Origin of the sequence: Streptomyces sp. NBC_00286 (genome assembly GCF_036173125.1) — a bacterium.
GTDB lineage: Bacteria > Actinomycetota > Actinomycetes > Streptomycetales > Streptomycetaceae > Streptomyces.
Map to the genome: position 1 here is coordinate 5410372 of NZ_CP108054.1, position 14449 is coordinate 5424820.

General features: G+C 70.9%; 14 protein-coding genes, 1 tRNA gene and 2 pseudogenes. 15 read left to right on the plus strand and 2 right to left on the minus strand.

Features of this window, described 5'->3' with window-relative positions; all coding sequences use genetic code 11:
- Positions 1–17: 17 nt before the first annotated feature.
- Positions 18–1733 (minus strand): metallophosphoesterase family protein, encoded by a 1716-nt coding sequence (locus OHT21_RS24850; RefSeq protein WP_328770541.1) that lies wholly within the window; start codon positions 1731–1733, stop codon positions 18–20.
- A gap of 94 nt (positions 1734–1827) precedes the next feature.
- Between OHT21_RS24850 and OHT21_RS24855 the strand changes: the two genes are divergently transcribed.
- The 5 genes and pseudogenes from OHT21_RS24855 (at position 1828) to OHT21_RS24875 (ending at position 6547) form a co-directional block, all read left to right on the plus strand.
- Entirely contained in the window at positions 1828–2178 is a 351-nt protein-coding gene (locus OHT21_RS24855) for a metallopeptidase family protein (protein ID WP_328770542.1), read from the plus strand.
- A gap of 198 nt (positions 2179–2376) precedes the next feature.
- Positions 2377–2931 (plus strand): hypothetical protein, encoded by a 555-nt coding sequence (locus OHT21_RS24860; protein ID WP_328770543.1) that lies wholly within the window; start codon positions 2377–2379, stop codon positions 2929–2931.
- Positions 2932–3183: 252 nt separating this feature from the next.
- Entirely contained in the window at positions 3184–5418 is a 2235-nt protein-coding gene (locus OHT21_RS24865; protein WP_328770544.1) for a DEAD/DEAH box helicase, read from the plus strand.
- A gap of 152 nt (positions 5419–5570) precedes the next feature.
- A pseudogene (locus OHT21_RS24870) lies at positions 5571–6385 on the plus strand (amino acid permease); the annotation flags it as partial.
- Positions 6386–6474: 89 nt separating this feature from the next.
- Positions 6475–6547: transfer RNA gene (locus tag OHT21_RS24875), tRNA-Lys, on the plus strand.
- Between the two features lie 68 nt (positions 6548–6615).
- Here OHT21_RS24875 and OHT21_RS24880 read toward each other — a convergent pair.
- A complete protein-coding gene (locus OHT21_RS24880; RefSeq protein WP_328770545.1) occupies positions 6616–7230 on the minus strand; it encodes a response regulator transcription factor in 615 nt (204 codons plus the stop codon).
- Positions 7231–7575: 345 nt separating this feature from the next.
- Between OHT21_RS24880 and OHT21_RS24885 the strand changes: the two genes are divergently transcribed.
- The 10 genes and pseudogenes from OHT21_RS24885 to OHT21_RS24930 all read left to right on the plus strand — a co-directional run bounded on the left by OHT21_RS24885 (position 7576) and on the right by OHT21_RS24930 (position 14377).
- Positions 7576–7854, plus strand: a complete 279-nt coding sequence (locus tag OHT21_RS24885) for a hypothetical protein (RefSeq protein WP_328770546.1) — start codon at positions 7576–7578, stop codon at positions 7852–7854.
- A gap of 106 nt (positions 7855–7960) precedes the next feature.
- Positions 7961–8521, plus strand: a complete 561-nt coding sequence (locus OHT21_RS24890) for a stage II sporulation protein M (RefSeq protein WP_328770547.1) — start codon at positions 7961–7963, stop codon at positions 8519–8521.
- Positions 8503–9054, plus strand: coding sequence for a hypothetical protein (locus OHT21_RS24895; RefSeq protein ID WP_328770548.1), 552 nt, complete (start codon positions 8503–8505; stop codon positions 9052–9054). The genes OHT21_RS24890 and OHT21_RS24895 overlap by 19 nt, the downstream gene beginning before the upstream one ends.
- 35 nt (positions 9055–9089) lie before the next feature.
- Positions 9090–9593, plus strand: coding sequence for a hypothetical protein (locus tag OHT21_RS24900; protein WP_328770549.1), 504 nt, complete (start codon positions 9090–9092; stop codon positions 9591–9593).
- An 8-nt stretch (positions 9594–9601) separates the two neighbouring features.
- Positions 9602–11224 carry a hypothetical protein gene (locus OHT21_RS24905; RefSeq protein WP_328770550.1) on the plus strand — a complete coding sequence of 541 codons (1623 nt, stop codon included), beginning with the start codon at positions 9602–9604 and terminating at the stop codon, positions 11222–11224.
- Entirely contained in the window at positions 11221–11856 is a 636-nt protein-coding gene (locus OHT21_RS24910) for an ABC transporter ATP-binding protein (protein ID WP_328770551.1), read from the plus strand. The genes OHT21_RS24905 and OHT21_RS24910 overlap by 4 nt, the downstream gene beginning before the upstream one ends.
- Positions 11853–12803, plus strand: a complete 951-nt coding sequence (locus OHT21_RS24915) for an ABC transporter ATP-binding protein (RefSeq protein WP_328770552.1) — start codon at positions 11853–11855, stop codon at positions 12801–12803. Before OHT21_RS24910 ends, OHT21_RS24915 begins: the two co-directional genes overlap by 4 nt.
- Positions 12800–13597 (plus strand): ABC transporter permease, encoded by a 798-nt coding sequence (locus OHT21_RS24920; protein ID WP_328770553.1) that lies wholly within the window; start codon positions 12800–12802, stop codon positions 13595–13597. The genes OHT21_RS24915 and OHT21_RS24920 overlap by 4 nt, the downstream gene beginning before the upstream one ends.
- 25 nt (positions 13598–13622) lie before the next feature.
- Positions 13623–13706: pseudogene (locus OHT21_RS24925) on the plus strand (NUDIX domain-containing protein); the annotation flags it as partial.
- Positions 13707–13849: 143 nt separating this feature from the next.
- Complete coding sequence (locus OHT21_RS24930; RefSeq protein WP_328770554.1) at positions 13850–14377, plus strand: GNAT family N-acetyltransferase; 528 nt, start codon at positions 13850–13852, stop codon at positions 14375–14377.
- Positions 14378–14449 lie beyond the last annotated feature (72 nt).

Consider the following 14449-nt stretch of genomic DNA (forward strand, 5'->3'; position numbering starts at 1 on the left):
GGGATCGGCAAAACGGGTTAGGGGGAGGGGGAGGGGGAGGGAGCAAGGGGAGGCGAGGGGGAGCCGGGAGACGGCGATGCGGTGCCAGGAGACGGGGAACCAGGAGACGGGGAACCAGGGGATGGGGAGCCAGCCGATGGGGAACCCGGAGACGGCGATGGCGTCGGGGACGCGCCCGGTCGGTTCTCCTCCGGTAGGTGGCGGCTGACCTCCGCCGTGGTCAGGCCCAGGCCGCCCAGCTTGATCTCGTCCCAGGCCTGGAGGCGGCGGGTCTCGCGGTCCAGGTAGAGGACCGAGGTCTCGATCGGGTCGGGGTACTTGTTCTGCAGCGCGCGCAGCCCGCTTCCGCCCGTCGAGCCCTCGATGCGCAGGCGCGTGCCGTACTTCATGACCTCCATCTCCGGATGGTGGAGATGGCCCGCCAGTACGAGCGGCACCGTGCCGTCCACCTCGCGCGCGGCGTCCGGGTTGTGCGCGAGGGCGATGTCCACGGGCGTGCCCGCCGTCTCCTGGTCGCGGATCGCGGAGGCCAGACGGGCGCCCGCCAGCTCCTCCGAGGCGGTCACCTCCTTGGAGCGGTCGGGGGTGAACTGCGGGTCGCCCATGCCCGCGAACCGCAGACCCGCGACGGACACGGCCCGCCCGTCGTCCAGCACGTGCACGTTCTTCATGCGCTCCAGATACGCCTGCGTCTCCCGCGAATCGTGATTGCCGCGCACCCATACGTACGGGGCGCCCAGGTCGGCCGCCGGGTCCAGGAAGCCGTTCTCCGCCGTGGAGCCGTGGTCCATGGTGTCGCCGGAGTCGACGATCACATTGATCTTGTACTGCTTCACCAGCGAGGCGATGATCTTCCAGCTCGCCGGGTTGAGATGGATGTCGGAGACGTGCAGGACGCGGATGGTGGAGGGGTCGGGGGCGTACGCGGGAAGGGTGGACGTGGCGTCGTACAGCTTCGTCACGTTCGTCACCAGGCGCGCCAACTCCTTCTGGTAGACGTCGAATTCGCTGACGATGCTGCGGGCGTTGCCAACCACTGAGGGGGCACTGCTCAGCAGTCCGGAGAACTTCGGCTCCAGGACCGACTTGGGGTTCCAGGTCGCGAAGGCCGTCGCCCCGGAGGCCGTCAGCAGGGCGAGGGCCAGGCCGCCGGCCGCGAGGGCGCGGCGTGGGCGGCGGTAGACGGCGAGGCCGAGTGCGGTGGCGCCGGAGACGACGGCGACTCCGGAACGTACGGCCAGGTCGAGGGTGCCGTCGCCGACGTCGCTGGTGACCTCGTCCTGGAGGCCGGAGAGCCGTTCGGGGTGGTCGACGAGGGCCTGGGAGCGGACGGGGTCGAGCTGGTCCACGTCGACGTCGAGGCGGATCGGCGCGACATGGCTGCGCAGTTCGAGGGCTCCGAGCGGCGAGACGTTGATCTTCGTGCCGCCGGTGAAGGAGGGGCGCAGGGTCATGGTGGTGTCCATGGGGCCGACCGGGGCGCGTACGTTCCCCACGATCAGCAGGCCCAGCCAGGCCCCGACCAGCGCGACCATGATCAGGCCGAGGGCAGATTTAAAGGGCTGGCGCGGAGCGCCATCGAGTAGGGCGGTGGTGGGCGACGGGCGGGCGTACGGGTGCGGTTGGTGGACGAGTTCGATGACCGGGTGCGCGCGGCGAGCGCGATAGTGGCGTACCAGGGCGGCTGTTGCCTTGCGTACGTGGTGCAGAGCGGCGGCGGGGACGCGGGCCATTGGTCCCGTATGCCCAAGTCCGGGGCCGGATATGCCGCACGATCGGGGCCTCGTACGGCTCTCGCGGGTGACGTCCGTACCCGACAATGGCTCTGTGCTGGAGATGACGCGCGAGGAGTTCGAGGAACTGGTCTCCGAGGCCCTGGACCGGATCCCGCCGGAGCTGACACGGCTGATGGACAACGTGGCGGTGTTCGTCGAAGACGAACCGCCGAGCGACGATCCCGAGCTGCTCGGGCTGTACGAGGGGACTCCGCTGACGGACCGCGGCGAGTGGTACGCGGGCGTGCTGCCGGACCGGATCACGATCTACCGGGGGCCGACGCTGCGGATGTGCGAGTCGCGCGAGGACGTCGTCGCGGAAACGGAAGTGACGGTGGTTCACGAGATCGCCCACCACTTCGGGATCGACGATGCGCGGCTGCATGCCCTCGGGTACGGGTGAGGCCCGTACGTACGAGGTCTGTCTGTACGAGGCCTGCCTGTACGAGGCTCGTACGTGCGGCTTCGCGTAGGGACGCGGATAGGGATGAGATCCGTACCGTACGACTGTTGAAACCTGTTCTTGCGGCGGCGTGTCCTCTTGCGGGCGGCGGGAGTTGGGCAGGGGGACTGCTCGTCCCCGCCCCGGAGGTGGCTGCCCGTGCGCGCCCTGAACGTACCCGTCCGTCTGGCCGCCGTGGCCCTGGCCGTCACGGCGACCGCCGGCTGTATGAACGTCAGCGATGACGACGACGATGCGAGCAGTGCCCGGCCCTCGCACTCCGCGGGGCAGCGGGGTGGTGCGGCGCCCGACGGCGGTTCGGCGGTGACGGGCGGCGGCGGTGGCTCCGGGCTCGGCGGGGCGGGTGACGAAGAACACGGCTCGGCGGAGCCCGGTGCGTCGGCCTCGGGAGACCGGGGCGAAAGGGGGGACGCGGACGGGTCGGCAGCGCCGTCGCGGGACGCCGGCAGCGACCCCTCGTCGCCGTCCGAGCCGGGGAAGGGGAAGCCGAAACCGCAGGTCCCCGGGCCGACCGAGACGCATACGGCCCCGCCCCGTACGACTCCCCGGCCGAAGCCGCCCACGCCGCCGGAGCAGTCGCCCACGCCGTCGCCCACCCCGACCACCGCGGAGCCGTCCTCGTCGGCCCACCCGGAACCCACGACGCAGCTCGCGCAGCGGGAGCCGGCGCCGCAAGCGGGCGTAAGCGGCTGACCAGGGCCGACAGCGGCCGACCTGGGCTACGCGACCAGGGTCGGGCCGGGGCTGACGGGCCGATTTGCCTTGAGGGTCGGAGGGTGCGTATCTTGGTAGATCGTTTGATCCCATTTGCCCGGCGCCAATACAGAGCGCGCCGTGTGGCGCGTACTCTCCCTTGCCGTGGCTGGATCGCATTGAGGCGGTCGAATTGCGAACACGGAGTTGACGGGCGCGTGCCGACGAGACTCCGGAAGGTTTCGCATTCGCATGTCCATTTCCAGTACTGATCACGTCGTCGTGCCCGAGAACGAGGCCGTCGAAGTGCCCGAGTCTGCCGAGGCCGTCGAGGCCCAGGCCGCTGAGGCTCAGGCCGTCGAGGCCGAGGCTCCCACGACCCCCGAGGTCACCTTCGGCACCCTGGGGCTGCCCGAGGGCATCGTGCGCAAGCTCGCGCAGAACGGCGTGACCAACCCCTTCCCGATCCAGGCCGCGACCATCCCGGACGCCCTGGCCGGCAAGGACATCCTCGGCCGCGGTCGCACCGGCTCCGGCAAGACCCTCTCCTTCGGTCTGCCGCTGCTGGCGCAGCTGTCCGGCGGTCACACCGACAAGAAGAAGCCCCGCGGCGTCATCCTCACCCCGACCCGTGAGCTCGCGATGCAGGTCGCGGATGCCCTCCAGCCGTACGGCGACGTGCTCGGCCTGAAGATGAAGGTCGTCTGCGGCGGTACGTCGATGGGCAACCAGATCTACGCCCTCGAGCGCGGCGTCGACATCCTCGTCGCCACCCCCGGCCGGCTGCGCGACATCATCAACCGCGGCGCCTGCTCCCTGGAGAACGTCCAGGTCGCCGTGATCGACGAGGCCGACCAGATGTCCGACCTGGGCTTCCTGCCCGAGGTCACCGAACTTCTCGACCAGGTTCCGCCCGGCGGTCAGCGCATGCTGTTCTCGGCCACGATGGAGAACGAGATCTCCACGCTGGTCAAGCGCTACCTGAGCAACCCGGTCACGCACGAGGTCGACGCCGCCCAGGGCGCGGTGACGACCATGTCGCACCACATCCTCATCGTGAAGCCCAAGGACAAGGCGCCGGTCACCGCCGCGATCGCCTCCCGCAAGGGCCGCACGATCATCTTCGTACGTACGCAGCTGGGCGCCGACCGTATCGCCGAGCAGCTTCGTGACGCGGGCGTGAAGGCCGACGCGCTGCACGGCGGTATGACGCAGGGCGCGCGGACGCGGACGCTGGCCGACTTCAAGGACGGTTACGTCAACGCGCTCGTCGCCACCGACGTCGCCGCCCGTGGCATCCACGTCGACGGCATCGACCTGGTCCTGAACGTCGACCCGGCCGGTGACCACAAGGACTACCTGCACCGTTCCGGCCGTACGGCCCGCGCGGGCCGCTCCGGCACGGTCGTATCGCTGTCCCTGCCGCACCAGCGGCGGCAGATCTTCCGTCAGATGGAGGACGCGGGCGTCGACGCCTCGCGCCACATCATCCAGGGCGGTGCCGCCTTCGACCCGGAGGTCGCGGAGATCACCGGTGCCCGGTCGATGACCGAGGTGCAGGCCGAGTCGGCGGGCAACGCCGCGCAGCAGGCCGAGCGTGAGGTCGCCCAGCTCACCAAGCAGCTGGAGCGCGCACAGCGTCGTGCCACCGAGTTGCGCGAGGAGGCCGACCGGCTGCTCGCCCGTGCCGCGCGCGAGCGGGGCGACGACCCGGAGGCCGCGCTCGCCGAGGCCGCCGCCGTCGTGGAGGCTGCCGCGGCCGAGGCCGCGCTTGCCGCCGCCTCGGTGCCGGAGCAGGCGCCCGCGCCGGCGTACGAGCAGCCGCGGCAGCGTCGGGATGAGCGGGGCAGCTACGAGCGCCGGGATCGTCGTGACGACCGTCCGTCCGGTGGCTTCCGCCGGGACGACCGTCGTGACGACCGGCGTGATGGTGACCGTGGTGGGTTCCGTCGGGACGAGCGTCGTGATGGCGACCGTGGTGGTTTCCGTCGGGACGACCGTCCGTCGGGTGGCTCCGGTGGCTTCCGTCGTGATGACCGGCGTGACGGTGACCGGGGTGGCCGTTCCTTCGACCGTCGTGACGGTGAGCGTGGCGGGTTCCGTCGCGATGACCGCCGTGACGACCGGCGTGACGGTGACCGTGGTGGGTTCCGCCGTGATGAGCGTCGTGATGGCGACCGTGGTGGTTTCCGTCGGGACGACCGTCCGTCGGGTGGCTCCGGTGGTTTCCGCCGCGACGACCGGCGTGACGGCGACCGTCCCACCGGTGGTTTCCGCCGGGACGACCGTCCCTCCGGGCACCGGGGCAGCGACCGCCCGTTCAACCGCGACCGTCAGGGCGACCGTCCCTCGGGCGGCTTCCGCTCCGGCGGCCACGACCGCCCGTACGGCCGTCGTGACGACCACCGTGGCGCGGGCTCCGGCTCCGGTACTGGTTCATCGTTCGGCCGCCGCGACGACAAGCCGCGCTGGAAGCGCAACGGCTGACACACGCTAGCCCGCGGGGCCCCGACGACTTCGGTCGTCGGGGCCCCGCGGCGTTCGCGGCGCGGTATCGCGCCCGAGGGGGCCGCAGGCCCTCAAGGGGCGCGGGGCTGTGACACTTGCGGCTCCGCCGCGACGGGGGTCCCCCCGCTCAGACCGGGTACGACGCCTCCGCGCACGTGACGGAGGAGACGCACGACGCCTCCACGGCGGGCCCCAAGGGCATCGTGCAGTCGATCTGGACCTCGTGGATAGCGGGCTTCGTACTCCTGCTGGGCTTCACCTTCGCCATCCAGTCGTACGACGGTGCCCTCGGGTCCGCCACGGGTGTGCCGCCCGCGCAGATCCTCCTCGACGCGCTCGGCGCGACCGCGGGCAAGCTGCTCCTGCTGGTGATCATCGGGGCCCAGCTGTTCTGCGGCATGGCGTCCGTGACCGCCAACTCCCGCATGATCTACGCCTTTTCGCGCGACGGGGCGTTGCCCTACTCACACATCTGGCACACGGTCAGCCCGCGCACCCGTACGCCTGTCGCGGCCGTGTGGCTGGCGGCGGGGGAGCGCTGCTGCTCGGACTGCCGTACCTGATCAACGTGACCGCGTACGCGGCGGTGACCTCGATCGCCGTGATCGGCCTCTACATCGCGTACGTCATCCCGACCCTGCTCCGGCTCCGCAAGGGCGACGGCTTCGAACGCGGACCGTGGCACCTGGGCCGTTGGTCGGGCCCGATCGGCGTAATCGCGGTGTCCTGGGTCATCTTCATCACGATCCTGTTCATGCTGCCCCAGGTCTCCCCGGTCACCTGGGAAACCTTCAACTACGCCCCCATCGCCGTCCTCGTAGTCCTCGGCTTCGCCGCCGCCTGGTGGTACGCCCCGGCCCGCCACTGGTTCCTCAACCCCGACCACGAACGCACCCGCGCCCGAGAAGCGGCCCGCGCGAACGCCCCGGAACCGGTAGATCCCTGACGCTTCCACCCACCCACCGTGGCCGAGACCCCGATACCCGATCGGAGACCCGGCCACGTCCGGCTATGCTCGGGGGAGCAACATCGCCAGGGCCCTTAGCTCAATTGGCAGAGCAGTGGACTTTTAATCCATTGGTTGTGGGTTCGAGTCCCACAGGGCCTACGGAATCGCCCCCAGCTCAGTGGCACTTCGAGCTGGGGGCTAGTGCGTTCGGGCCGGTCCCGTGATCGTCAGCCGGCTCTTGCGGGGCGCTGGGTGGCGGTGTCGATGCCGTGTGCGAAGAGTGCCGCCTCGACCCGGTTGGTCACCTCGCACTTCGCGTAGACCGCCCGGATGTGGTCCTTCACCGTGCCCACGTGCAGGGCCAGCCGGCGCGCTATCTGGTCGTTGCTCAGCCCGTCGCTCAGCAGTGTCAGCACGTCCTGTTCGCGCGGGGTGAGCTGGGCGAGCCGCGTCACCTGGCTCGATCGCGTCGCCCACACCCGCAACCCGCCTGCCAGCAGCCGCACCGCGTGCACGAAGTCCCGGTCTGCCAGTGAAGGCGGCAGGACGCCGTTCAGGTATGTGGCACGGGACCGCTCGGTGTCGAACCCGCCGTAAGCCGCGAGCGCCAAGGGCTTGGGGCGGCCGAGAGCCGCGGTGGAAATCGCCTCGAGTCCCGAGGCCAAGCCGATCCGGCCGATCAGCACGAGGTCCGCTTCGGCTTCGGCGATCACCGCGGGTGCGTCCGCGCTGCCCAGGACGGCGCGAACTTCCGTCTCCGCCGCGTTCGTGAGCAGTGACTCCAGCTCGGCGCGCGCCCGCTCGTCGTCATCGATGATCACAACGCCAATGACGTCGTTCACGTCTTTCCCCCCCCAAAGACCGCCCCCGGCGAGTGAGTAGCACCGTCATGCGCGCTGGTCAGGCGCAGGGGTGAGCGGTGCTCCGAGGCGCTTTGCAAGTCTTCATTCGGCCATCTGGGATGTCAACCGCTGTTTCTCCTGGGGCTCGAGTTGTCTTCCGCTTCGTTCGGCGGGTCAACCGGAGGGGGCCGAAGAGCGGGGTACGCAGGGGCCTTGGCCCCTGGCACGGTGGCACACGGCTCGGACGAGATTCCGCCAGTCATGCCCCCGCCCCGCGGGAATCGGGGCGGGGACTGCCCCATGGCGGTATGGGGACGCCGAGCTTACGTCTTATGGAGGAACGTCATGAAGAAGTCCTACGGCCGTGCCGCCGTCGCCGGTGTCGGCGTCGCCGTCGCCGGCAGCGCGCTGCTGATGCTGGGCGTCGTGGCGCCCGCGGTTCTGGTCGGCTACTTCGGCTTCAACGCCGCCAACGCCGCCGCTGCCTACACCGCGATCATGGCCGGCATGAGCATCGCCGCCGCGCTGTCCGTCTTCGGTGGCGTCACCGCGGCCGGCGGCTGGGCCCTGTTCCTGCTGCGTCAGGCCATCGCCACCGCAGGCAAGAAGGCAGTCGTCAGGTAACACCTCGGGATCGGCCGGGTGCCGGGCCTACGTTGCCCGGCACCCGGCCGATCCCGGCGCGACCGCACACCAACCGACGGCGACAACGACAGGAAGCGGAACGGGAATGCCTGCCTTCAGCAGCGGAGCGGTCGGCTGGACGGTCGGCCTCGTACGCAGACAGCGCCTCGCGCTGCTGTCCGGCGCGCTCCTGTGGTTCGGCGCCATGGCCGCCGGTGCGGCGATCGGCGTCGGTGAGGGCTCCGGAGTGGAGACGAACCCGGCTCAGCCCGGCCTGGCCACCTGGTGGCACATCTTCAGCGCCAACGCCTCCGTGGCGCTTCTCGCGTTCGGCGGCGTGCTCACGCTGGGCATCTTCACCCTGCTGTTCACCCTGGTCTCCGGCACCCTGACCGGGCTGGGACTCGGCAAGGCGTACGCCGTGGCCGGTCCGTCCGTGATGGCCGCGCACGTACTGCCGCACGCCGTCGTCGAACTCCCCGCCATCGCCGTCGCGGTGGGCGCGGGCATCGCCCCGCTGCCGGCGCTGATCCGGCACCTCACCGGAGACCGGGTGCAACGTCCCCACGTCCGGGACGTGCTGACCGACTCCACCGGGCTGCTGTGCATCTGTCTGGCCCTGCTTCTCGTAGCCGCAACCATAGAAACGTGGGTGAGCACCCTGTGAACGCCACCGCACCCCGCCGGATGCAGGTGCTGTCGCTGCTGGCCGTCGCACCGGTGCTGGCGCTGCTGATGTTCCGGCTGCGCGACGTGTTCCGCGACGAGGTCGCCGCGACGCTGCCGGACGCGAGCGAGCAGGAAGTCAGCCTGGGTACGTGGGCCGCGGTCGCCGTGGGGTCTGTACTCAACGTTCTCGTGTACACAGCCGGGGTCCTGCTCATCGCGGCAGCCACGGCAGGGCTGTGCCGGTGGCTGGGATGCGAGGTGGAGTTCCGGCGGCTGCGGCATCTCGTCGGCGGAGTGTTCGCGCTGTATCTGCTGGTGCGTACCGTCGTGTTGGTCGCCCTGACCTTCACTGAGGTACCGAGTGCGAGCCTGATGGACTGGTTGACCCGCCCCGATCCGGGCCTGCTGCTCCTCGCTCTTGCCACCGGATGGGCGCTGCGCAAGGTGGCTCCCGAATTCGGCGTACTGCGGGTCGCGGGGTGTGCGGTCGCGCCTCCGCTGCTGCTGGCGCTGGCCCAGATCGTGCTCTAGGCGAGCTCCAGGCGTCCTTGAGGAGACCTGTGCCCATGACCGAACAAGAGCCCATGACCGAACAAGACGAGACACAGGCAGAGAAGCCGGACGGGCAGCGGCCGGGGAAGCAGCCAGGAAAGCAGGGAGGCACCCTGGTGTGGAGTCGGCGCGTGCTGCCGGCCGCCGCCGCGTTCACGACCCTCGTCGGGTGGACGCGGGCAGCCGTCTACGCGTCCAGCCGTGACGACGTCGTCGCCGCCGTCCACACGTCGTCGCAGGTGACCGAGTCCGCGCGGGCGACCGTCGTACAGATCCAGGACGCCCTGCAGTACGCGTGGATCGGCTTCCCGCTCGTACTGGTCCTGCTCGCGTTCATCGCCGCCGTTCTCAAGACGGGACAGGCTCTGCTGATCGCGATCAGCGGCTGCGTCGGTTCGTTCCTCGCCATGGCCGGACTGCTGTTCCCGTCCACGGGGATCCTGATCGCCCTCGCCGGAGCGTTCCTCGTCGGGATCATCGCGACCGTCTGCGCCGCGTTGCTGCCCGGAAGGACCTGAACTCCCAGATGGCAGCGCCCTTTCTGCGGGGATCGTTCCACTTGGCTCTGACCGACCGGCGGCGTTCCCTGAACCTGCTGCAGGGGCGGCCCACGCCTCGCTGGGCGCTCGTGGCGGTCGCCTGCTGTTATGCCCTCGGCGCGCTGGTCGGCCTGGCGGCGGCCGCCGGAGCCGGCGCTCTGGCCGGGCACTTCCAGCCCGCGCGCGAGGTGGACGTCGAGCGCGTCACGGCGTACGGATGGGTGCCCGTGACCGCCGCCCTCCTGGCGCTGGCGGCGTCGGTGCGGCTCGGTCAGGTCCGGCAGGTGATGTTCCCGAGCGACTTCCATGTGCTGCGCACTGTGCCGGTGAGCGCCGGGCAGTTGCTGTTCGTACGGCTCGTCGGGCCCGCCCTGCTGTCCCTGGCCGGCGTGGGCGTGGCCGGGACCGTGTTCCTGACGTGCTGGCTGGAGGGGCCGCCAGCGGAACTCGCGGTCGCCCTGGTGTGGGGCACCGTAGCCCTGGGCGGAGCGGCGCAACTGGCCGTCGCCGCCGGGTATCTGCTGATCCCGGTGCGGGCGGCGCAGCTCCGTACGTTCGTACTCGTCGGGGTCGCGGGGGTCGTGCTCGGGGCGGCCACCGTTCCGCTCGCCCGGCTGCTGCCCGCGGGCGGCAAGGAGGACACGGCGACCGCACTCTCCCGGCTCGGCGTGGACGCCCTCACCGGGCTGCGCCCCGCCTGGTGGAACGCCCTGCTCGAGGGCGGTGCCGTCGCGGTCCTCGCGGCGATGTGGCTGCCCGCCGCCGCCCTCGGCGCGCTCGCCGCCTTCGGGTTCGTACGGGCCGGGCGCGGGCGGGTGCTGCGTGAGGCGGACCCGCAGGGGATGCGGGTGCGTGGGCGCCCCGAGAGCTTCCGCGCGGGCCGCTCGCCCGCCGCACTGATCGCCGCCAAGGAGCTCCGGAGCATCCTGCGGGGCGCGCACACGCTCACCGGCGGGCTTCGCCGGATCGCGTTCGGGGCGGTCCTGCTGCTGGGCGTCGGGGTGGGGCATCTGCTGCTGGGCGGAGGCGGCTTGCCGGGGCTGCCGTTCACCGGCGCGGTGGGCGTGGTGGTCGGCATGGCGGCGCTGGCCTCGGACGAGGCGGTCCAGACATCGGGCCTGGAGGCGGAGCGGGGCTGCGCCGATCTGCTGCGGCAGTCCCCGCTGCCGTACGGGGCGCTGCTCGCGGGGAAGATCGTCGCGTTCGCCGGGGTGGTGGCCGTGCTGACCGCCCCGGCCGTCGCCGGATGGCTGCTGCTGTTCCGGGACCCCCTGCTGCCGCTGACCGCCGGATGGCTCGCCGCGTGCGTCGCGAGCGGCGTCGCCGCGGTGGCGACAGCGCTCGCCGTGCCGGCCCCCGAGAGCGCCGCGCAGACCCGGATCACCAGGTCGGGGACGGCGGATCTGCTCCAGCCGCTGCTGACCGCGGCGCTGATGGCACCCGCGCTGCTCACCACCTCCCTGATCGGGAAGTCCTCATCCCTGCTCGGGAAGTCTTCGCTCGCCGCCGCTGTCCCGCTCGCCGTCACGTTCGTCGTCCTCGTCGCCGCCGTCCGGTGGCTGGCAGGTCAGGACCGGCTGCCGCGGAAGTCATGGAGGAAGCACGCGTGATACGTACGAAAGACCTGACCGTACGGTTCGGGGAGAAGGTCGCCGTCGACCGGGTCGGCCTGCACATCGGCGAGGGCGAGTTCGCTCTGCTGTCCGGGCCCAACGGCTCCGGCAAGTCCACCCTTCTGCGAGTCCTCGCCGGGCTCCTGGAACCGTCCTCCGGGAGCGTGGAGATCGCCGGACAGGCGCCGGATGCCGCCGCCGTGCGGGCGCTGCGCGGTTTCGTCCAGGACGATCCGCCGCTGTACGAGTACCTGACCTCCCATGAACACCTGGCGTTCGCCGCACGGCTGTGGGACGTACCCGTCGAGGACGGCCTCGCGCTGCTGGCCCGCTTCGGCGCCGGGGACTGGGCGGGCACACTCATCCGGGACCTCTCCCTGGGCACCCGCAAGAAGGTCGGCCTTGCGGCGGCGCTCACCCACCGTCCCCGACTGCTGCTCCTGGACGAGCCGTTCAACGGCCTGGACGCCGGCTCCTGCGACGAACTCGCGCTCCTGCTGAAGGAAGCCCGCGACGAGGGGCGCACCGTCCTGCTGACCGCCCATGAGCCGCAGCATGTCGAGCAGTTGGTGGACCGCCATATCACTCTGGACCGCCGTATCTCTCTGGACCGCCGGGGGCACGCATGATCGAGATCGCAGGCCTCACCAAGCACTACGGAAGCCGTACCGCGGTCTCCGATCTCACCTTCGCGGTGCGGCCGGGCCGGGTGACCGGCTTCCTGGGACCCAACGGCGCCGGCAAGTCCACCACCATGCGCATGATCCTGGGCCTGGACCGCCCGAACCGCGGCACCGCCACCGTGGCGGGCCGGCGCTGCGCCGACTTCGCCGACCCGCTGCGCGAGGTGGGCGCGCTCCTCGACGCCGGCGCGATCCACGGCGGCCGTACCGCCCGCAATCACCTGCTCCAACTCGCGCAGAGCAACCGCATCCCCGCCGCCCGGGTCGACGAGGTCCTGGGTCTCGTCGGCCTCGCCGCCGCCGCGAACCACCGCGTCAAGGGTTTCTCGCTGGGCATGCGGCAGCGCCTGGGCATCGCCGCCGCGCTGCTGGGCGACCCACCCGTGCTGATCCTCGACGAGCCGGTCAACGGGCTCGACCCGGAGGGCATCCACTGGATCCGGCACCTGTTGCGGGGCTTGGCGGGCGAAGGGCGTACGGTCCTGGTTTCCAGCCACCTGATGAGCGAAATGGCCCTGTCCGCCGACCACTTGGTCGTCATAGGCAAAGGGCGGCTGCTCGCCGACATGCCGATGGCCGCGTTCGTGGAACGGCACTCGCGGCAGGCGGTGCGTGTCGCGACGCCGCGCCCGGCGGACCTGGAGCCGCTTCTTAAGGGTGCGGACCTGGAGTACGAGGCGGTGGAGTCCGGCCCGGACCACGGCGTGTTCGAGGTACGCGATGCCCGGGCGGCGACGATCGGCGACCTTGCGTCGGGAGCCGGGGTGCCGCTGCACGAACTGTTCACCCGGCGGGCGTCGTTGGAGGACGCCTACCTGACGCTGACCGCGGACTCCACCGAGTACCGCACCGGTACCGACGCCCAACGCCCCCGGGACGGAGCCCGACCATGACCACCACCACAACGCCCGGTCGGGGAAAGGTCACGGCGGTGCTGCTCTCCGAGCTCACCAAGCTCCGTACCGTCCGCTCGAGCGCATGGACCCTGTTCTCCGCGTGCGCGGTCACCGTCCTGCTCGCTCTCTGCTTCTCGCTGCTGTCCCGGTACGCCTCCGGGCAACTCGCCTCGGGGGAGGGCGCGGACCCCACCGGGGACCCGGTGTTCACCAGCTTCGGGGGGATGGTGCTGGGGCAGCACGCGATGGTCGTGTTCGGAGTGCTGGCGGTGTCCGGCGAGTACAGCAGCGGCTTGATCAGCACCTCGCTGCACGCCGTGCCGCGACGCGGGCTGCTGCTCGGCTGCAAAGCCGCCGTCGTGGGTGGGGCCGCGCTGCTCACCGGGTTGGTGACGTCGTTCACCTCGTACGCGGTGGGGCAGGCGGCCCTCGGCCCGTACGGCACCTCGCTCGGGGAGCCGGGCGTGCTGCGTGCCGTGTTCGGGGCAGGCCTGTACATGGCATTGCTCGCGGTGTTCGCCATGGGCGCGGCGACCGTGCTGCGCAGCCCTCTGCTCGCACTGGGCCTGCTGATCCCGTTCTTCTTCCTGGTCTCGCCGACCCTGGGCTCGCTGCCGAAAACGCAGACGGTCGCGCAGTACTTCCCGGACTCGGCGGGCATGCGGATCGCGCAGGTCGAGCAGTCGCCGGGCGCTCTAGGGCCGTGGACCGGTCTGGGCGTCCTGGTGCTGTGGACGGCGGTCGCGGTGGCGGCGGGGGTTGTCGCGCTGCGGGGCAGGGACGCCCGCTGATCGCGTGAGCTGAGGCTGCGCGTGTGAGGAGTTCGTGGCCACGACCGCCGGCGCTCTCCACTGCCATCTGCAGGGTGGCCCTCAGGTGTCGCTCGACGGGTGGAAGTAGCCGGGGCTCAACAGCAGCCGGAGTCGAGATAGCTCCGGACCGGGCGGGCAGTGCGCCAATTCGGTTGAGCACGAAGATCAGCCCGTGTTACCACTGGCGGGTTCGCGAAGGTTGACCACAAAACATCCGAAGGGCTGGCCGACATGGTGCTGGGGGACACGGTGAAGCTGCGGCCGATGGAGCCGTCGGACGCGGAGGCTCTGTGGCGGTGGAACCACGACCCTGACGTCATGCGCTGGATGAACGACGGCTACGCCCAGCCGCTGGCCCAGGTCCAGAAGCGGATGGAGGAGCGGCCGCGCAATGCGTACGGCGACGTCCTCTTCGGGGTCGAGGTGCTCTCCGACGCACAGCTCATCGGCCTGGTCACACTACGCGACGCCGAGCCGGAGACCGGATGCGCCGAACTCGACATCTACCTCGGCGAGAAGGAGTACTGGGGCCGCGGCTACGCCACCGACGCCATGCGGACGATCTGCCGCTACGGCTTCGAGAAGATGCGCCTGCACAAGATCACGCTGACCGTCGTCACCGAGAACCTCGCCGCCTACCGCGTCTACCAGAAGGTCGGCTTCGTCGAGGAAGGCAGGCTGCGTCAGGTCTTCCGACGCGATGGCCAGTGGTACGACATGTTCACCATGGGCCTGCTGGAAGGGGAGCTCCGCTCCTGAACTCGGACGCTCGCTCCGCACGAGGACCTGGCCGCACCGCTGGCCGGACGCGGCCACGAATGCGGCGGCCCG

What these genes read in the sequence shown, in the direction of transcription:
- OHT21_RS24850 (WP_328770541.1), bottom strand. Translation starts at nt 1,733, where the DNA reads ATGGCCCGCGTCCCCGCCGCCGCTCTGCACCACGTACGCAAGGCAACA.
- OHT21_RS24865 (WP_328770544.1), top strand. Translation starts at nt 3,184, where the DNA reads ATGTCCATTTCCAGTACTGATCACGTCGTCGTGCCCGAGAACGAGGCC.
- OHT21_RS24885 (WP_328770546.1), top strand. Translation starts at nt 7,576, where the DNA reads ATGAAGAAGTCCTACGGCCGTGCCGCCGTCGCCGGTGTCGGCGTCGCC.
- OHT21_RS24890 (WP_328770547.1), top strand. Translation starts at nt 7,961, where the DNA reads ATGCCTGCCTTCAGCAGCGGAGCGGTCGGCTGGACGGTCGGCCTCGTA.
- OHT21_RS24900 (WP_328770549.1), top strand. Translation starts at nt 9,090, where the DNA reads ATGACCGAACAAGAGCCCATGACCGAACAAGACGAGACACAGGCAGAG.
- OHT21_RS24905 (WP_328770550.1), top strand. Translation starts at nt 9,602, where the DNA reads ATGGCAGCGCCCTTTCTGCGGGGATCGTTCCACTTGGCTCTGACCGAC.
- OHT21_RS24915 (WP_328770552.1), top strand. Translation starts at nt 11,853, where the DNA reads ATGATCGAGATCGCAGGCCTCACCAAGCACTACGGAAGCCGTACCGCG.
- OHT21_RS24920 (WP_328770553.1), top strand. Translation starts at nt 12,800, where the DNA reads ATGACCACCACCACAACGCCCGGTCGGGGAAAGGTCACGGCGGTGCTG.
- OHT21_RS24930 (WP_328770554.1), top strand. Translation starts at nt 13,850, where the DNA reads ATGGTGCTGGGGGACACGGTGAAGCTGCGGCCGATGGAGCCGTCGGAC.